The 14,605-nt window shown below is 46.4% G+C and carries 18 protein-coding genes; all 18 read right to left on the bottom strand.

What is annotated here, in order from left to right; all coding sequences use genetic code 11:
* Positions 1–570: a phage baseplate assembly protein V gene (locus tag ACYCS5_RS26845; RefSeq protein WP_459760392.1), complete on the bottom strand. Its 570-nt coding sequence runs from the start codon at positions 568–570 to the stop codon at positions 1–3.
* 1 nt (position 571) lies between these two features.
* Entirely contained in the window at positions 572–1,702 is a 1,131-nt protein-coding gene (locus ACYCS5_RS26840) for a phage late control D family protein (RefSeq protein WP_459761343.1), read from the bottom strand.
* 2 nt (positions 1,703–1,704) lie between these two features.
* Positions 1,705–1,911, bottom strand: coding sequence for a tail protein X (locus tag ACYCS5_RS26835; RefSeq protein ID WP_064963706.1), 207 nt, complete (start codon positions 1,909–1,911; stop codon positions 1,705–1,707).
* Entirely contained in the window at positions 1,908–3,758 is a 1,851-nt protein-coding gene (locus ACYCS5_RS26830) for a phage tail protein (protein ID WP_459760391.1), read from the bottom strand. The genes ACYCS5_RS26835 and ACYCS5_RS26830 overlap by 4 nt, the downstream gene beginning before the upstream one ends.
* 343 nt (positions 3,759–4,101) lie before the next feature.
* Positions 4,102–5,460, bottom strand: a complete 1,359-nt coding sequence (locus tag ACYCS5_RS26825; RefSeq protein WP_459760390.1) for a phage tail tape measure protein — start codon at positions 5,458–5,460, stop codon at positions 4,102–4,104.
* Between the two features lie 201 nt (positions 5,461–5,661).
* Positions 5,662–6,003: a hypothetical protein gene (locus tag ACYCS5_RS26820; RefSeq protein WP_459760389.1), complete on the bottom strand. Its 342-nt coding sequence runs from the start codon at positions 6,001–6,003 to the stop codon at positions 5,662–5,664.
* A 44-nt stretch (positions 6,004–6,047) separates the two neighbouring features.
* Positions 6,048–6,572 carry a phage major tail tube protein gene (locus tag ACYCS5_RS26815; protein ID WP_341161491.1) on the bottom strand — a complete coding sequence of 175 codons (525 nt, stop codon included), beginning with the start codon at positions 6,570–6,572 and terminating at the stop codon, positions 6,048–6,050.
* 14 nt (positions 6,573–6,586) lie between these two features.
* Positions 6,587–8,035, bottom strand: coding sequence for a phage tail sheath family protein (locus ACYCS5_RS26810; protein WP_459760388.1), 1,449 nt, complete (start codon positions 8,033–8,035; stop codon positions 6,587–6,589).
* Positions 8,036–8,392 (bottom strand): hypothetical protein, encoded by a 357-nt coding sequence (locus ACYCS5_RS26805; protein ID WP_459760387.1) that lies wholly within the window; start codon positions 8,390–8,392, stop codon positions 8,036–8,038. It lies immediately after the preceding gene.
* Complete coding sequence (locus ACYCS5_RS26800) at positions 8,382–8,852, bottom strand: hypothetical protein (RefSeq protein WP_459760386.1); 471 nt, start codon at positions 8,850–8,852, stop codon at positions 8,382–8,384. Before ACYCS5_RS26800 ends, ACYCS5_RS26805 begins: the two co-directional genes overlap by 11 nt.
* A complete protein-coding gene (locus ACYCS5_RS26795; RefSeq protein WP_459760385.1) occupies positions 8,849–9,397 on the bottom strand; it encodes a phage tail protein in 549 nt (182 codons plus the stop codon). The genes ACYCS5_RS26800 and ACYCS5_RS26795 overlap by 4 nt, the downstream gene beginning before the upstream one ends.
* Positions 9,394–9,807: a hypothetical protein gene (locus tag ACYCS5_RS26790; RefSeq protein ID WP_459760384.1), complete on the bottom strand. Its 414-nt coding sequence runs from the start codon at positions 9,805–9,807 to the stop codon at positions 9,394–9,396. The genes ACYCS5_RS26795 and ACYCS5_RS26790 overlap by 4 nt, the downstream gene beginning before the upstream one ends.
* An 18-nt stretch (positions 9,808–9,825) precedes the next feature.
* Positions 9,826–9,984 (bottom strand): hypothetical protein, encoded by a 159-nt coding sequence (locus tag ACYCS5_RS26785; RefSeq protein WP_459760383.1) that lies wholly within the window; start codon positions 9,982–9,984, stop codon positions 9,826–9,828.
* Positions 9,985–10,001: 17 nt separating this feature from the next.
* The gene (locus tag ACYCS5_RS26780; protein WP_459760382.1) at positions 10,002–11,036 is read right to left on the bottom strand and encodes a major capsid protein; all 1,035 of its coding nucleotides are present in this window, start codon (positions 11,034–11,036) and stop codon (positions 10,002–10,004) included.
* 16 nt (positions 11,037–11,052) lie between these two features.
* The gene (locus ACYCS5_RS26775; protein WP_339200458.1) at positions 11,053–11,445 is read right to left on the bottom strand and encodes a head decoration protein; all 393 of its coding nucleotides are present in this window, start codon (positions 11,443–11,445) and stop codon (positions 11,053–11,055) included.
* Positions 11,445–12,674: a head maturation protease, ClpP-related gene (locus ACYCS5_RS26770; protein WP_459760381.1), complete on the bottom strand. Its 1,230-nt coding sequence runs from the start codon at positions 12,672–12,674 to the stop codon at positions 11,445–11,447. Before ACYCS5_RS26770 ends, ACYCS5_RS26775 begins: the two co-directional genes overlap by 1 nt.
* Positions 12,652–14,349 (bottom strand): phage portal protein, encoded by a 1,698-nt coding sequence (locus tag ACYCS5_RS26765; RefSeq protein ID WP_459760380.1) that lies wholly within the window; start codon positions 14,347–14,349, stop codon positions 12,652–12,654. Before ACYCS5_RS26765 ends, ACYCS5_RS26770 begins: the two co-directional genes overlap by 23 nt.
* Positions 14,346–14,579 (bottom strand): DUF6148 family protein, encoded by a 234-nt coding sequence (locus tag ACYCS5_RS26760; protein ID WP_322175121.1) that lies wholly within the window; start codon positions 14,577–14,579, stop codon positions 14,346–14,348. Before ACYCS5_RS26760 ends, ACYCS5_RS26765 begins: the two co-directional genes overlap by 4 nt.
* Positions 14,580–14,605: the final 26 nt, after the last annotated feature.

Raw genomic sequence — 14,605 nt, 5'->3', positions numbered from 1 at the left:
TCAGCCCCCTCCAATCTCCTGATTAAGTACGTCAAGCTTGCCTACAACCGTGACATTGCTGTTCATACGGACCTTTGGTGAATCGACAGTGAATGATTTACCGCTTATTTGCACGGTATCGGCATTGACATTCACGCTCTTGGCCTGAATAGTCACGGATTCCCCATTTATTTGAACAGACTCCGCTTTAATGCTTACAGCCTTCGCCTGTACGTTCACGGTTCCGACCGCGTTGATCTCAATAGAGCCGGTAGTCTTATCAAAATATGCATAGCTGCCATCCTCGAAGTAGATACCACGCTGCGATTGGTCCGCAGGCATATCATAACTACCGTCATAAATGGACCCTAAGCAAAAACCATCAGTCCGACCATTCCCACGGAAAACACACAGCACATTGTCGCCCGGCTCCGGCATCGCATTTGATAGCCCCCAGCCTGTCCCAGTTGTTAAAAGAGGAAGCTCCGGGGAAACCATATTATCCATGTCGGGGAAGACTACCCGGACCATTCCAGTGTCAGTGTCAACGCTGGAGACAACCCCGATCCTTACTAATTCATCTGCCGCCATGTTACCACCCCAGCACTTTCCTAATTTCTAAATTTGTTGTGTATCCAGAACTTCCGACCGAATGGGTTGCAGAAACAATAATGTACTTACCATCAAACCTGCCAAACCCTTTTATAGTGATCGTCATCCCGGCTGCAAGGCCGACATGCCCCATAAGGGACAAAGTAGCTTTACCAGCCTCTTTATTCTTTTCACGGAGGCTTTTACGGGCCGCGTTGATAGCCTCCGCCTGTGAACCAACACTCTGAGACACCTTTAAGATTGGTCCATCTTTTGGAGCACCAGGCGGGCGATAAATCACCTTAATCGGTTTTGGCTGTTCCGATTTTTCTTTCTTCTTTTTCGAATCCTTAGAAGTAGATTCAGCAGCAGTTTTTGTTGTACCCTTATCATCTTTTTTCTTAGACGTGCTCTTTTTTGCGGCAGGCTGATAACTGACCTCACAGCCTGCATATGCCACGTCTTGAGTGGTGAATGAAAAACCATAGCTGATAATGTCCGACACACCGCGTTCTATGGTCAGCGCTGGCAGTTTCTGTTCATAGACGTATTCATCGAATAAAACCAGCTTCTTGCCTGTAACCTTCAACGCAATACCTTCCTGCTTACACAGGTCATTTAAAAAAGCCAGATCAGACACATCGGTCTGATCCTGACGGTCGTATTTCGGATTGTTATAAGCCTCGTACATCAAGGAGAAGCCCGCACGCTTGGCGATTTCAGCAGCAATAGACTTGAGAGTAGCCGACTCCCAAGCCTTCGTTTTCTTTTCCTGCCGTACGTTTGTGGAAACGGGAAGCGATACAGCTTTAATGCTAACTGTATCTGGTGGGCCAGCGAAGTCGATTGAATCGACCTCGAACGTGCCACAATTAAGCCGCTTAATCTCCCCAGGCTTGTCCCACCCGACCGTCTTTATATAGGCAGTTATCCTGTCTCCAGCGCTTGGGGACCAAGGCCCTGACCATTTACGCGCCTTATCCTCAAGGTTAATTTGTAGATCGTCCAGCGTCCCCGGCTCCGCATCGGTATAAGTAAAGTCCAATAAGTAATCGGACAACTCTTTGGTGATGTCCTTGCCGTTGTAGTTAACAACAACCTGGGCACGTCTTGCGTTAATGATATCGTCCATGCTCACACCTTCCACGGAGGCAAGTCAGAGGCGGTTTCTTCAACCACAGAAACGTCCGGCAGTTGCAGAACTGTCCCGGCAGAAAAAACAGAAACGTCGATGTAGTCCAAATTAAGGTTCATAATCTGGATCATCAACGTTTCATCACCAAACACTTTATAGGCAATCATGTCCCAGGTATCGCCCTGGATCGTGGTATATTTCGTCATAGGCTTGTCCTCGCATCTTGCCGTTTCATTTGCTTATACTGCTGACGGAAAGAAGGTTCTGCAGCTTTAACCGCCTGCGTCACTACCTCTTTATCCGCATTTCCTTGGATAACAATATTAAAGTTAAGATTGAGATTATCGCCATTACCGCCTGGATTGTAGCCCATAAGTCTATTTGTCTTTTCCAATAGATTCATAGAACGCGGCTTGTTGTTGATCGGAATCGCAGCTTCCCAGCCTGCCTCCCCCATGATCGACGGACGGTTGGTGATATCTCCATCTGCAAGCATTGGAATTTCAGGTATTCCTAAACTTCCTATTGTCTCGCCTCCGAGTAAATCGGGCATAGTGAAACTAAAGCTGTTTACTTTCTGGATGGCTGAATTGATAATTGCGATGACATTGTTAAATGCCGCTTTCACAGCACCTGTGATACTATCCCATATACCGACAGCGACCTCTTTTATACCCTGCCATGCCAGATCCCAATTACCTGTGAAAACCCCTGTCAAAAAGTCAATTACACCGCCCAGTACATCAATAATTCCACCGATAACAGGCTTGAGTATATTAATTGCACCTGTCACAGCCGCAGTGATAACAGGCCATGCCCATTTGAATATACCGACTAAACTATCAATTACAGGCGCAATACCTGTGTTGTATATTGCCATAATTAGCCCGCCGACCTTGCTAAACAGAGCTCCTATTTTAGGCAACCATGCAGCCAGTACAGAACTGACCTGAGGCAACAAAGTTTTCGTCAAATATCCAAAAACTGACGTAAACACAGGTCCAAGCTTGGAAGAAATAGAAGATGATAGTTTCATAACCAAAGGGATTATCGCATTGAACGCTTGCTTACCAACCTTCATAAGTGGAACAAGCAGAGAAGCAACAGAATGCAATGCTGGGCCGATCCCGGTGGCGATAGATTCTATTACAGGCGTGATAGATTTGCGAAGATCACTCACACTGTCTACAATCTCTCTAAAATCCAAATCAGCCCCAAATGTGAAAGCCTCTTTAAAATATCCTTTAATATCGCCCATGATTGGCTTGAGACTTGCAACAAATACTTCCGCCTTGCCTCGTATATTATCGAATATATCAACCGCACTATTTGATATTTGAATAGCCTGATCTGGGCTGAATCCAATGGACTGCAAACCTTTATTGATTTGTTGTACTCCTGATATATCACCAGTACCAATTGTGACGTTGTAAGCTACATCGCCTAATCCTTTAAGAATATCAACATAGGGCTTTAACTCGGAAAGTCGATCAGTTATATCGGTAATAGCACCGGATAGCTTGTAGGCATTCTCCTCACTCAGTCCTATTTCCCTACCGATAGTGCTTATTCCGACCGCAGCAGTATAATATCCTGTACTATCCCATGTATTTTGAAGTAACTGTCCAGTCTTCATAATGATTTTACTAACCCAACTCAAACTGGTTCCTACGCTTGAAAAGAATTTGTTAATCATCGGTCCTGTTTGATTAAACCAGTTACTAAATTTATTGAAGGCTGGAAGCAACATATTAGAAACGGGAATTATGATGCTTGTAAGCAACTGGCGACCGATCCCTTTGAAGGCATCCCCCATGCTGCTGTATTTTATTTTCGCCATCTCATCAATCGTGTTTTTGGTCTTATCGAACTGCTTTTTGACGTTCCCGTAGGACTTGATTACGCGAGCTTCCAAATCTTCGGCTTGCGTACCAAACAATTGCACAGAAACAGCATTCTTCAAAACCGGGTCCTTCACAGCTTCTATAGCCTTCGCGGTTTTCAGGAATGCTTGCTGTGCTGTCTTTCCGCCTTTGGCGAATGCTGCTGTCATCTCTTTACCGCCGAGCCCGATGGATTTATAGGCTTCTAGTGAGCTTTTTGAACCATCTTTAGTACGGATACCAAATTCCTTAATTCCATCCCCGACCTTATCACATTATGTTCAGCAAGGTTCGCTACTCCCTTACCCGCCACTAAAGGCAGCTACATGTTTCCATGCAGATCAGACTATATCAAGAACTCCTAAGAGTCCCCTCCCATTTCCACGCGCTTGCGTGTACTCGGTTTCTCACCGATAGTCGTTGCACGTTCCTGCTTAGACAGGCTTCGCTCATGATTTCCCTCGTCTCATACCGTTAGGGTTTCCCATGAATTAGAGAGGTTTCGATATGGCGTCACCGCCATAAAGCCCCAATAAAAAGGTTAAAGGCCCCTGCATCCAAGCCTGCAGAAAAAATATCGAACATACCCTCTGCGCTGAATCCCAATTTTGCAAAGTAGGCTGAATATTCATTGGCACTGTCCAGTAATTCTCCAGACTTATCCAGCCCCTTCTGTGCACCCTGTGCAAGCAAATTGTAAGCCTGCTCAGATGTGATACCAAAGTTTTTCATCATGGTATCGACGGTTTTGATAGATTCATCAACATCCAGATTTTCGAAGGTGTCTCGAAGGACAATCGCGCCTCGTGCTGATTTTTCGAGTTCTGGCCCGGTTTGCTTCAAGACGTTTTTCGCCTTACCGACGACAAGCGCCAGATCGTTCCAATCCTCGCCTAGCTTCTGATTGTACAGATTCTTGGCAATGTCTTTCATGCCCTTCATCTGCGCCTCTGTCTGCCCTGTGCTGGCTTGGATTTGAAGCATGGCCTTCTGGTATTCATCCGCATATTTAAACGCAAAAAAGCCGCCCGCAGCCACGGCAGCTCCCGCCATCATCCCAGCTCCACCAGCGGCAAGTAATGTACCGCCGCCTCCTGAATCATCTCCGCCAGATCCACCGCCACCACCGCCCGAAGGACCGTTAATGCGTTGGATATCTCGCATGCGTTTCTCTAATTCTTTAATCTGCCTTACATACGCTTCGATATCATTACCGAACTGATTTGAAGGCATGCGAATGCGGGCTATGTCTGCCAGAAGCTTCTTCATTTCTCGCAGATCCGGAATAACAATTTTCAATTCGCTAATCATGTTCTGGAAAACGTCTTTGGGGCCGTTTATTCGCTTGATATCTTTAAATTCATTCTCCAGCTTCTTCAAATCTTCACGGATATCTTTGACGATATCACCCGTGATGCGCATGGACTGAATGACACGTATTTGCGCCTCAACTGCTCTTGCGTCTGCCATCATCGGTTCGAATACTTTAGCGCCGATCCTCAAATGTCCAAGGGCTTTAAGCTTGTGTTCAAGCCCCTGAACATTAACCTCCAGCGCACGGGTTATGTCTCCCGACAAGCGCATGGATTGGAGCCGGGTAAGCTCTGTCTTCACGTCCCTAATGTCGTCCTTTAAGGGCTTAAAGACGTTTTCCCCCACCCGGTTGGCATTAACGCTTTGCAGCTTAGTATTCAGCTGTCCAATCTCTTGCTGTAGATTGTTTATCGCTCCGGTAGGCACCTGGATGTTTTTCAGTTCCTTAAAGCTGTTCTCAAGACCGTTAACTTTCTGAATCGCCTTATCAAACGCACCAAAGAAGCTCTGGTCCAAATTAGCCGCGAGCTTCATCGCTACATCATATTCGCGTCCCACTACATCACCGCCCTTTCTTTCGTGCCTTTTCAGCTTCCTCTAGTGCCTTTTCTTTTTTTACTGCATAAGCAGAAAAAGCGTCCTGCCATTTAGACAGGTCGCTTATCGGTTGATCCAGCCAAAAATCAATGCTGTTTCTGGTTTCTATTGATAAAGTCAGTACAATTTCCCGGATATCAGATGCAACATCTTCACTTGCATCTATAGCAGCAAAAAATTCTGAGCCATAACAGTCACTTTAGAAAAATAGTTGCCCGGAAGTTCGAGAATCAACTCCATCGGAACACCTGCAGCCTCAGCACATACAGCAGCTTGCAATTCCATACTAATTGCCTTGACGGGGGTTTTCATATCATTAAGATCCAGTCTTTTAGTAAGTGCAATCAACTTACGACCATTGATTTTGTTAAAATCAAATTTCAATTCCGTATATTTTTCGCCTTCAAAATCCCAAGGTTTATCGAATTTAAGCGTATATTGTGAAGTATCTTCTACCTTCTTCACTGGTTTCAATTCTGCTTCTTTTGTGATATTAGTTGTCATGTTAGAACCCTCCATATTTAAATCCGGGCAAACGCCCGGAATGATTAATTCCCAAGCGCCTGACGGATTTTTGCGTAGTAATCGACACCATTGATAACACAAACAGAGTTGTATTTATCAATTTCCACCTTGACCGCTCCATTAAGCGTGATCTTGATATAGGTCACTTCAAATTCAACAGAATTGTCGGACGTCGCTCCTGGTTCCAAGCTGCCCAAAGACATTGTTTTGGGATTACCGCGAAATGATACCTTGTACGGCACAACATCCAACTGCCCAGTTAAACGGTTCTGAATCTGGATGGCTGCCCGCAAATCTATAGCGTGGATCTCTTGAGCAAAAAGGGAATAATAACTTTCTTCGTGAGTCCTGAAATTCAGGGTAGTAGACATGGCATCGAATTGGGCCATAGTCGGAGTATTGACAGTACCGTTAATACCCCCGCCCGTGACGTCCTCAGCTAGTAATGTGATTTCGGGAAGGTCTACGGTTGTAGTCCCCAAATACTCCGAACCATTACGGTAAGCCTCATATTGTATCGTCCGTTGACTGATCTGCTCTTTAGCCAATGTTCAAACCTCCTTTAAGCTGCGAATAACGATGCAAAGTAAGAAGCATCGTATTCCAGTACAAAATCAATATCCTGACCCGGAGACGGCGGTGTGATGTACACATGAAATTTCATTTTGCCGTCAATCAGATTTTCTATCGGGTTTTCCGAAGCGTTAAATTCAACACGTCCACCCAGCAAGTAACCAGCAGCTACCAGACCATTGATCCAGACGTTGACCGAATCTGTTATGGCCTCGATCATCTTTTTATTGGTTGGGTCGTCAAGATACTTCCAATAGGTCAGAGTCAACGTATTACCAATCCAGTTGAACATCCGACGTACCGGGATAAAGCTAGATTGCGGATCTTTAGCATCCGGGTAAACCCCTGTCCGGTTGCCCCACACAACAAACCCTTCAACAAAATTAAGTGCCGTCACTATGCCCTGAGCGTTCAGGTATTGCGCCTGTTGTGGGCCTAGTAAAAAGTCACGATCTGTCAATGCGGTACCGTCAATATTCGCGGTTGTATTTGACGGAGAAGTCGAAGGGATACCACCATTATCAACATCAGATTTAACAGTCGCCGCTGCTACGATCGTAGACATGTGGTATTTCAAACCGTCCTTAGTAGCTAGCGGATAAGTATTAATCTGCTGCGGGTCCGTATAAGCTTTATCCTTCTTCCACTTTGCAATCTCGGTATATACAACGTTGGATGGCATGTCAGTCAGCGCAGTTGCTTTGAAATGACCACCATTCAAGGAATTTGCTTTTGCAACCATAATCGCACCAATAACAGGATTTTGTGAAAATCCCGGCGCAGCAATTAGACCCGGCACAATTCGGAACAGTGGGAAAATTTGATCCAGCAATTCCAATCCTGTAGCAATGCCAGTATCTACATCCATACCGCCGATAATATCCGCAGGTGTAACTTTGCTTTGGTCCAGTTTGCTGTAACCAACTTTGACCTTTGCACCAGATGCCAACGCGCTGGAAGCGATGCGAGATACCACCAAATGACCAGCATCGTTAAAGGAAAGAGCATAATCGGTGCCTAGTATATATGTGGTCGCCCCATCATCAGATGTGACCAGCACAGAAGTTTTAATGATCCCCTGCACCGCAACCGTAAGCGTGCCGTTTACCAATGTATAGGACGCCGCCGGAACTGCGGTCGCATGCTTAACCGGGTCCAGAACGTTAATGAAAACGACTGGCGATTGTTTCGAAATTTTAAAATGGAAATGCATGAATTCAGAAAGGGTAAAATCATCCCAATTGTCCGAATATCCAAATGCGGCGACCGCCTCAGCCCACGATTCGCACAGAATCGGCTTATTTACTGGTGCAGCATCAAGCGTACTAAGATTGATCGGGGCCGTACCGAATACAACAGGTAACGTGACGTTGAGCCGCACAGGGGTTATGACAGATGCGGGCTGCTCAGTGATAAATACACCATGACGTTCAGCCACTTAAATTCCTCCTTTTTGGACCGCTTCAACCACAGCGGCATAAGCGATGTTATGAGTAGTTCCCGGCTGGTCCATCGCCACTTTGGCGGCTGACAGATCAGCAACCGGGACAAACAGTTCAGTGATTGCAGGGACTTTATCTGAAATATCGCTCAGATATGCTGGAAACCCGCCCAGTGAAATGAAATACTTCGCCAGTCTTCCGCCCGGAAGATTAGGGCCAATGTAAATAAGCTGTTCCCGTTCGGTTGTTTGAACCGGCTGAACAGGAATTACAGGCGAAACGTCTTTCTTATCTTTCACAGGCGGCTTTTCGGCCTGTTTAACGTCTTGTGTTTCTATTTTTTCAGTAGTCAATCTGAACACCCTCTCTTATTGCAGGAATGATCCAACTCATGTCCACATAGCCGAAAAAGTAAGGATACATATCCTCTTCCTCGAATAAGGAACACGTCAATTGGGGTTCCAAAATAAATTGCCTATCCAGCGTTCGGTTGGTAAGAAAGTGCTGTCTGATACGCTGCGTGATATTCAAAATCGTGTCCTCGCCTCGCATGTCCAGCCCTTCATCAATGATTCCAACGCTCAACATAATGGCGCACGTTGAGTTTTCGGTGTCCGAAACATCGACAATATTGCCAATACGTACAAGGATGAACGGGTAATGATCGTCATCATCTTCTTGGCTTTTTGCAGGCAGGTTTTGCGCATAAATGTTTAATTTGGACAACTCACTACGTGCATTCAGATATGTGGAGTCAGCAAAAAGACGCTCCAGTTCTTTGACCAAAGCGTCTCTAAGCATAAATGGGGTCATGGTTTCAACTCCCTATCCAGTTCGTGCATAATACGTTCTTCGAATGTCTCTCGGGCTTTCTGTTCAACAGGAGTACGCACCTTTTGTTGATTGAACATTTCTGGAGCTGGAGGACCGTACAGACGACGAATAGGCAGCCTCTTTTTTCCTTCACGGACGAATATCTTAACTCCGTTTTTATCCGCCACAAAAGCGCCCTTGATCCCCTTTACCGCTCCCCCTTTTTTAACAGCCGCCTTCAAAACTTTAGGCCGCTTTCCCGTTGCTCTTTTCGGATTGAACTTATATTTATCCAGTCCAGTTCCCCGGCTGGTCGAACGCACCACGCTTGAAGTAGATGAAGCGCTGGCCTTTCTGGTTGACAATGTTTTGTTTACATCGCCTGACTTGATCACATATTCCTTTGCGATTTCTTTTTTTACATTAGTCCGTGCATTAGATGAAACACGGTTCATCGCTCGGGACACAGCCGCTTTAGCTTGAGTTTTGACCTTCTCATAACGTTTCTTCATCCCTGCAAGCTCTTTGGCATCGACGCGAATCATGATCCTTTACGCCCCAACGTGATAGTAACCATATTTTCATCATCTTGGATATCTGTCACCGTATAAGTACGTTCGTCGAATCTGATTTTGCTCTGCAGCACAGGCAACCTGCCGAAGTTCAGCAGGAAGTCGGCACGCTGTGCATAAAACAAAAGATCGGCATCGTAAACGCCATCTGTTGGATTCGAGGCGCTACTTTTCCGATCTCTCAGTTCATCATCATCAACAATAACCAACATTTTGACAGGCGGTTCAGGTGTGGCAGGCAGTCCGTTTTTCGGCGGACTCATAAAGGCGATTTCATGCCAGTCGGCAAACTCACGTTCATTCAAGAAAACGGACTTCACATCCCGCTCGATCTGATCCTTAAAGCTGAACGGTTTTATCAATTCAGTTTGAATATCGCTCATGACGCGCCTCCTAACCCCTTATTCCGCAGGCTTGGCGGTATTCTTCTTGTCATCCTCTACCATTCCAAGATCAATCAGTCGTTGAATCGCCTCTTTGCCAATACTAACAGGGACCTCTTCACCAATTTTGTAATTCTTATCGTTGTGACGGATATTCCACGTTGCTATACATGCCATCTCTGTTTTCCTCCTTTTTAGTTAAGAACCTTAGCTACATACCATCCGTCCACATTTTGCGGAACGACGATAGGACGGGCCAACATTTGCAAGTAACGAGCTGCAGGTTCTTTAGTAGTCCATGATTGCGGCGTTACCTTTGCCTTGACATACTGGAACTGACCGTCATCCCCCATGATCAAGTTAGCTCCATAGTTAAACTCAAACGGTTTTCCTTCTGGCAGTAACGCAAGTGTTCCAGCAGGAATGTAATCCTGCTCTTTACCTTCTTCGTCGGTGTATGAATTGGTGTAGGACCAGATATGAATAGCAGCCTGACGCAAATAACCATGATATACAACGCCCTCTGGCAGAATGTCTTGGTTCAAATTACCGACATCAAGGGTTTCTTTTTCTGCTTTGATCATTGCAAGCAAAGTAGGATGACTAGTAATTGCAGATCCAACTTCAAAAGTGGTCAACACCCTACGCATGGTCAAGCCACTTTTTCGCATGACCTTCATTTTCTTCTCTGTGAGATAAGCAACAACATCAAAAGTTGGGTCCGAGAAGTCTTTTCCTGAAAGAACTTCCTTGTTGGTAAAATCCCAATCCAATTCCTGATTCACACCTTCACCGATTTGCGTTGTCTTGCCCGTAAACATGGTTTCGGACAACTGTTGAATCTTTCGGCGGTCGATTGTGCTTAACAATTCAGCCGTGTCTTCGATCAGGAGTTTCTGCGCCCGAACATCCGGAGAATCCGGGTTATACAAAGTCTCTCCAGCACGTCTTACTTTAAGATCGTTCCGAGTGATGACACGCATAGGTTTAACTAGCGCAGGCTTGTACTGTTTGGCTGTAAATCCAGTACGCAGTACAACCTTACCTGGCATCAATTCATTGACATAAGGAGCCAGCGGACGGTGACCTTTTTTAGTCTGGATTTCAATTTCATCGGAGTCGAACGTTTCCCCTTCGGATGCGTATGTGTCCAGTAGGTAATAAGAATCCTGTGGAAATGATTCGACTACACGGAATAACTGCGGAAATGCGTAAATATCTTTTGCCATAATGTATTAATCCTCCCTATTTAACTACTCGTTTTGTGATAAGACCGATGTTGCGCATGGCGACTTCGTGTTTTGCAACTGTATCAGTGCCGCCGAACTTGAGAGCATCACGATTAAACTCACCAGATGTGTAAGCCACGGCCCGAGCATCCTTGGTTGTAGCGTCGACCTCTTCGTCTGCCAAGATGCAGTATGGATTCTCAATACCGCCCGTCTTACTCGAATCTACTGGCACAGTGATGGGTGTTCCTGCGTACGGATCTGTTTCAGCGAGTTGGCTTTCTCTGCCCAAGACAGTACCACGTTTAACCACTCCAGACCCCGCTTTGACGATAATTGCAATGACCGTTTTCGGTTCGACTCCACCTGCGTACAGATTGTCATACGGCTGGCTTTCATAAGCTGGCATTATTTACGACCTCCCTTTTTGTTTTGGAGCTGCTTTGCATACTCAATCATGTTGTTGACGGCTTGTTCGTTTTCAGCGTCATCATTTGATGCACCGACAGTGATTACAGGCGCTTCTGGGGATACATTTTTCACACCGCTGTCGTCCGAATCTTGTTGACGTTGAGAACCCTCTTGGTTCACACGGGTAATCGACGCTTGAACAATTTTCATAGCTACATCACCAGCGGTTTCACCATTTGCGATGGCATCTTTAATAAACGGCTTTGCACCTGGGGCATCCTCCATATTTGTCAGTGCGTTAATACGGCTGCGTTCGGCTGTAGTAGCCAGATTGACCACCTCGTTGTACAAGTCTGGGTGTTCGTTTTTCAGTTGGTTTAAATCCATTGGTTTGTTTTCCCCTTTCATAGAGTTGATCTGATTTTTTAGTTCTTCGAATGTGTCTCCGACTTGCGGAGTACCGCCTTTATTTGTGTTAACAGCAGCTACAGGCTGCTTGGCTGTCGAAGCAAATTGCAGATTTGGGATGCTTTGCAAGGGGGTTATCCTTTCCAGTCCGCCGTCGCCAAGCGCTGGAGGCTGGTTTGTGAATCCGCCGCTTTTAAGAAGCTCGTTGCGAACCTTGTTTATGACCGCCTCAGGCAAAACTCCGTCACTGCCGAGCATATCAAAAGCGCTGTTGGTAACTTCTGTGGCGCCTTCACTGAACATTATTTCGTCCGCAAATCCAAGTTCGACAGCCTTCTGAGCATTCATCCAAGTTGTAACGTTCATGAGATCCAGTAGTTCGTCCCTTGTCTTGCCTGTTCGGAGTGAATAAGCATTGGTGATTGCCTCGTCCGTGCTTTTCAGCAGGGCAGAAGAGCGGTCATGCGCATTCTTGTCGCCATCCGTACCCGTTGCAGCGTTGTGAATCATGATCTGCCCCGGCGGCGATATCTTGATAACGTCAGCGCCCATGAGCATTACCGAGGCAGCAGAAGCCGCTACACCCGTTACTTTCGCCGTGATTTTCCCGGGGTAATCTTTGAGTAAAGTGTAAATCTCAGCACCATCAAAGGCGGAACCGCCAAGAGAATTTACGTACAATTCGATCTCGTCTCCGTTTGCTGCATCAAGTTCCTTGGATATCATCCCTGGACTCACAGCCGGAATACCAAACCATTGATAAACCCATGCGTTTGCATCCCCGATTATTGGCCCGTTAGCCTTGATCTTCTTTGGCATTTGTGTTTTCACCCCCTTCCTCATCGTCGTTGTCTTCATCGCCCTCATCAGACGGTTCAGAAGGCGTAACCGGAGCTGGTGCAGTTCCTTCGGTCAGTCCCAGTTCCTTGAGTCGTGCTTTCTCATACGCACGCTGTTGAATGTTTTGTTCCCATGATCCGCCGTTTAGCTCGACCGTTTCCTTTGTGGCTGTACTTAAATTGTTCTCAATTCGGGTAACAGCCGCGCCTACTTCCTTGGTTGGATCAAGTAAACCCTGACTTGGTCCATGCCATTCAGCCCGTGTGTAGGCAGCAAAAATAGCCGGGTCATCAAAGATGCCAGGCGCGTTTATTCTACCTTTGGTTACAGCCTCAACAAACCATTCTTCATAAATAGGCTGGCAGAGCGTTTTAGCCAGCCAGGAACGGCGCATGCGGTACATTTTCCAAGCTTCCAATAGTGCTCCACGGCTCGCTGAGTATGAAGATGTGAATTGCTTGGTCAGTATTTCATATGGCAGTTCAAGAGCTGCTGCAATCTGTTTCAGCAGCGCCCTGACGAAAGCCTCGTAGTTCGGATTCGGCCTTGATGGGTCAGCGAACTGAACGTCCTCACCAGGGTCCAGATAAACAATTGCACCGCGACCCATTTTTATATTGTCGCCGCCTGTTCCCGGTATAGGTTCTTGATACTGATTGTCAGTTTCCGGTTCATTCATACCATACGGATCTTGCCCATCGTCTCCTGGAGTTTTTACAAACACGGTGTACATTGACGTTATAACAGCAGCCATCAATTCCGCCTCTGTATACTGATTGAGGAGTTTTAAAGATTCAATAATAGGCGCAATAATCGGTATGCCCCTGCGTTGTCCCGGTCGCTCTGCTTCAAAAAGATGGATTACATTCAATCGCCCCGTCTGCTTGCCGTACTTCTCAACCCGGACCCAATCTCTCTCCCCAGTCAGATCAAACTTACTACTGCCCGGATGTCGGTTGCTGAAATGGTACGCAACCACCATACCGTCTGCATCAACCTCGACTCCAGATTGGACCAGATCCATATTTTCCAGTTGCACATTAAAGGGCGTATCACAACGGTCAGCCTCCACAAGATTGATACGTAAGTCATAGACCGCATGATCTCTCGGCATCATTGGCAACAAAGCGAATACGTCCCCGCTCATGAGGGTTGACAAGAAAGCTAAGGCTTGTAACTCGTAAAAATCATTGAGCCCTGCCGCATCGCATTTGCTTGTTTCAGCCCATAATGCCCATTCCCTGTGTATGCTCGCCCTCAAGTCTTCGCTTTCCTGATCGCTGAGGTTTAGGAATTTGGAATCAAAGGCTGGGTTGAGGCGTAAGCCAGTACCCACGATGTTCGTTCGCAAACCCTTGTGAGCTGCTGCAACAACGTCAGATCCCATGTGCAAATCTCTTGCCCGTGCCCTAAGCTCGTTAATATTCTCATGAATATCTGCATCAGCGTCACCAACTGGCGTTTGCCACATGACCATAGACGATTTTGTGCGGCTGGCTCCATGTCTGCCATACCCTCGACCGCCATACGATTCTTTGTAGCTATTAATAACTGCCTGAGCTGCTTCATGCCTTGCAATATCCAGGCGGGACGCCTCTCTTTTAGCTGCAATTCCCGGAGCCACAAAGTTTAGAGTCTTGTCCAGCCAGTTCATCGGTCAAACGGGGTGATCCCTCTCACCTTGCTTCTCCGCTTCACTCCCGGATTCTCCAAATCGTCAACGATGCGACCATAATATCTCTTGCGTTCCAATACCACGTTCATGTCTGTCCGTGTCATAGACCGACCAGCGATGGTGTATGATTTTCCTGTAGCGAGTGCCGCCTCAGCGTCACACCAAAGCTTGTACATCATTTGAGCCTCGGCTAAAGTCATTTTTGGCATATCCCCTGTTCACCTCCTTCACATAA

The organism is Paenibacillus sp. SEL3 (genome assembly GCF_054602585.1).
Note: the sequence above shows the minus strand (reverse complement) of the source record. Positions and strands in the feature narration are given on the sequence as shown.

What these genes read in the sequence shown, in the direction of transcription:
- ACYCS5_RS26820 (WP_459760389.1), bottom strand. Translation starts at nt 6,003, where the DNA reads ATGACAACTAATATCACAAAAGAAGCAGAATTGAAACCAGTGAAGAAG.
- ACYCS5_RS26840 (WP_459761343.1), bottom strand. Translation starts at nt 1,702, where the DNA reads ATGGACGATATCATTAACGCAAGACGTGCCCAGGTTGTTGTTAACTAC.
- ACYCS5_RS26780 (WP_459760382.1), bottom strand. Translation starts at nt 11,036, where the DNA reads ATGGCAAAAGATATTTACGCATTTCCGCAGTTATTCCGTGTAGTCGAA.
- ACYCS5_RS26835 (WP_064963706.1), bottom strand. Translation starts at nt 1,911, where the DNA reads ATGACGAAATATACCACGATCCAGGGCGATACCTGGGACATGATTGCC.
- ACYCS5_RS26830 (WP_459760391.1), bottom strand. Translation starts at nt 3,758, where the DNA reads ATGACAGCAGCATTCGCCAAAGGCGGAAAGACAGCACAGCAAGCATTC.
- ACYCS5_RS26800 (WP_459760386.1), bottom strand. Translation starts at nt 8,852, where the DNA reads ATGACCCCATTTATGCTTAGAGACGCTTTGGTCAAAGAACTGGAGCGT.
- ACYCS5_RS26795 (WP_459760385.1), bottom strand. Translation starts at nt 9,397, where the DNA reads ATGATTCGCGTCGATGCCAAAGAGCTTGCAGGGATGAAGAAACGTTAT.
- ACYCS5_RS26845 (WP_459760392.1), bottom strand. Translation starts at nt 570, where the DNA reads ATGGCGGCAGATGAATTAGTAAGGATCGGGGTTGTCTCCAGCGTTGAC.
- ACYCS5_RS26785 (WP_459760383.1), bottom strand. Translation starts at nt 9,984, where the DNA reads ATGGCATGTATAGCAACGTGGAATATCCGTCACAACGATAAGAATTAC.
- ACYCS5_RS26770 (WP_459760381.1), bottom strand. Translation starts at nt 12,674, where the DNA reads ATGCCAAAGAAGATCAAGGCTAACGGGCCAATAATCGGGGATGCAAAC.
- ACYCS5_RS26760 (WP_322175121.1), bottom strand. Translation starts at nt 14,579, where the DNA reads ATGCCAAAAATGACTTTAGCCGAGGCTCAAATGATGTACAAGCTTTGG.
- ACYCS5_RS26765 (WP_459760380.1), bottom strand. Translation starts at nt 14,349, where the DNA reads ATGAACTGGCTGGACAAGACTCTAAACTTTGTGGCTCCGGGAATTGCA.
- ACYCS5_RS26775 (WP_339200458.1), bottom strand. Translation starts at nt 11,445, where the DNA reads ATGCCAGCTTATGAAAGCCAGCCGTATGACAATCTGTACGCAGGTGGA.
- ACYCS5_RS26790 (WP_459760384.1), bottom strand. Translation starts at nt 9,807, where the DNA reads ATGAGCGATATTCAAACTGAATTGATAAAACCGTTCAGCTTTAAGGAT.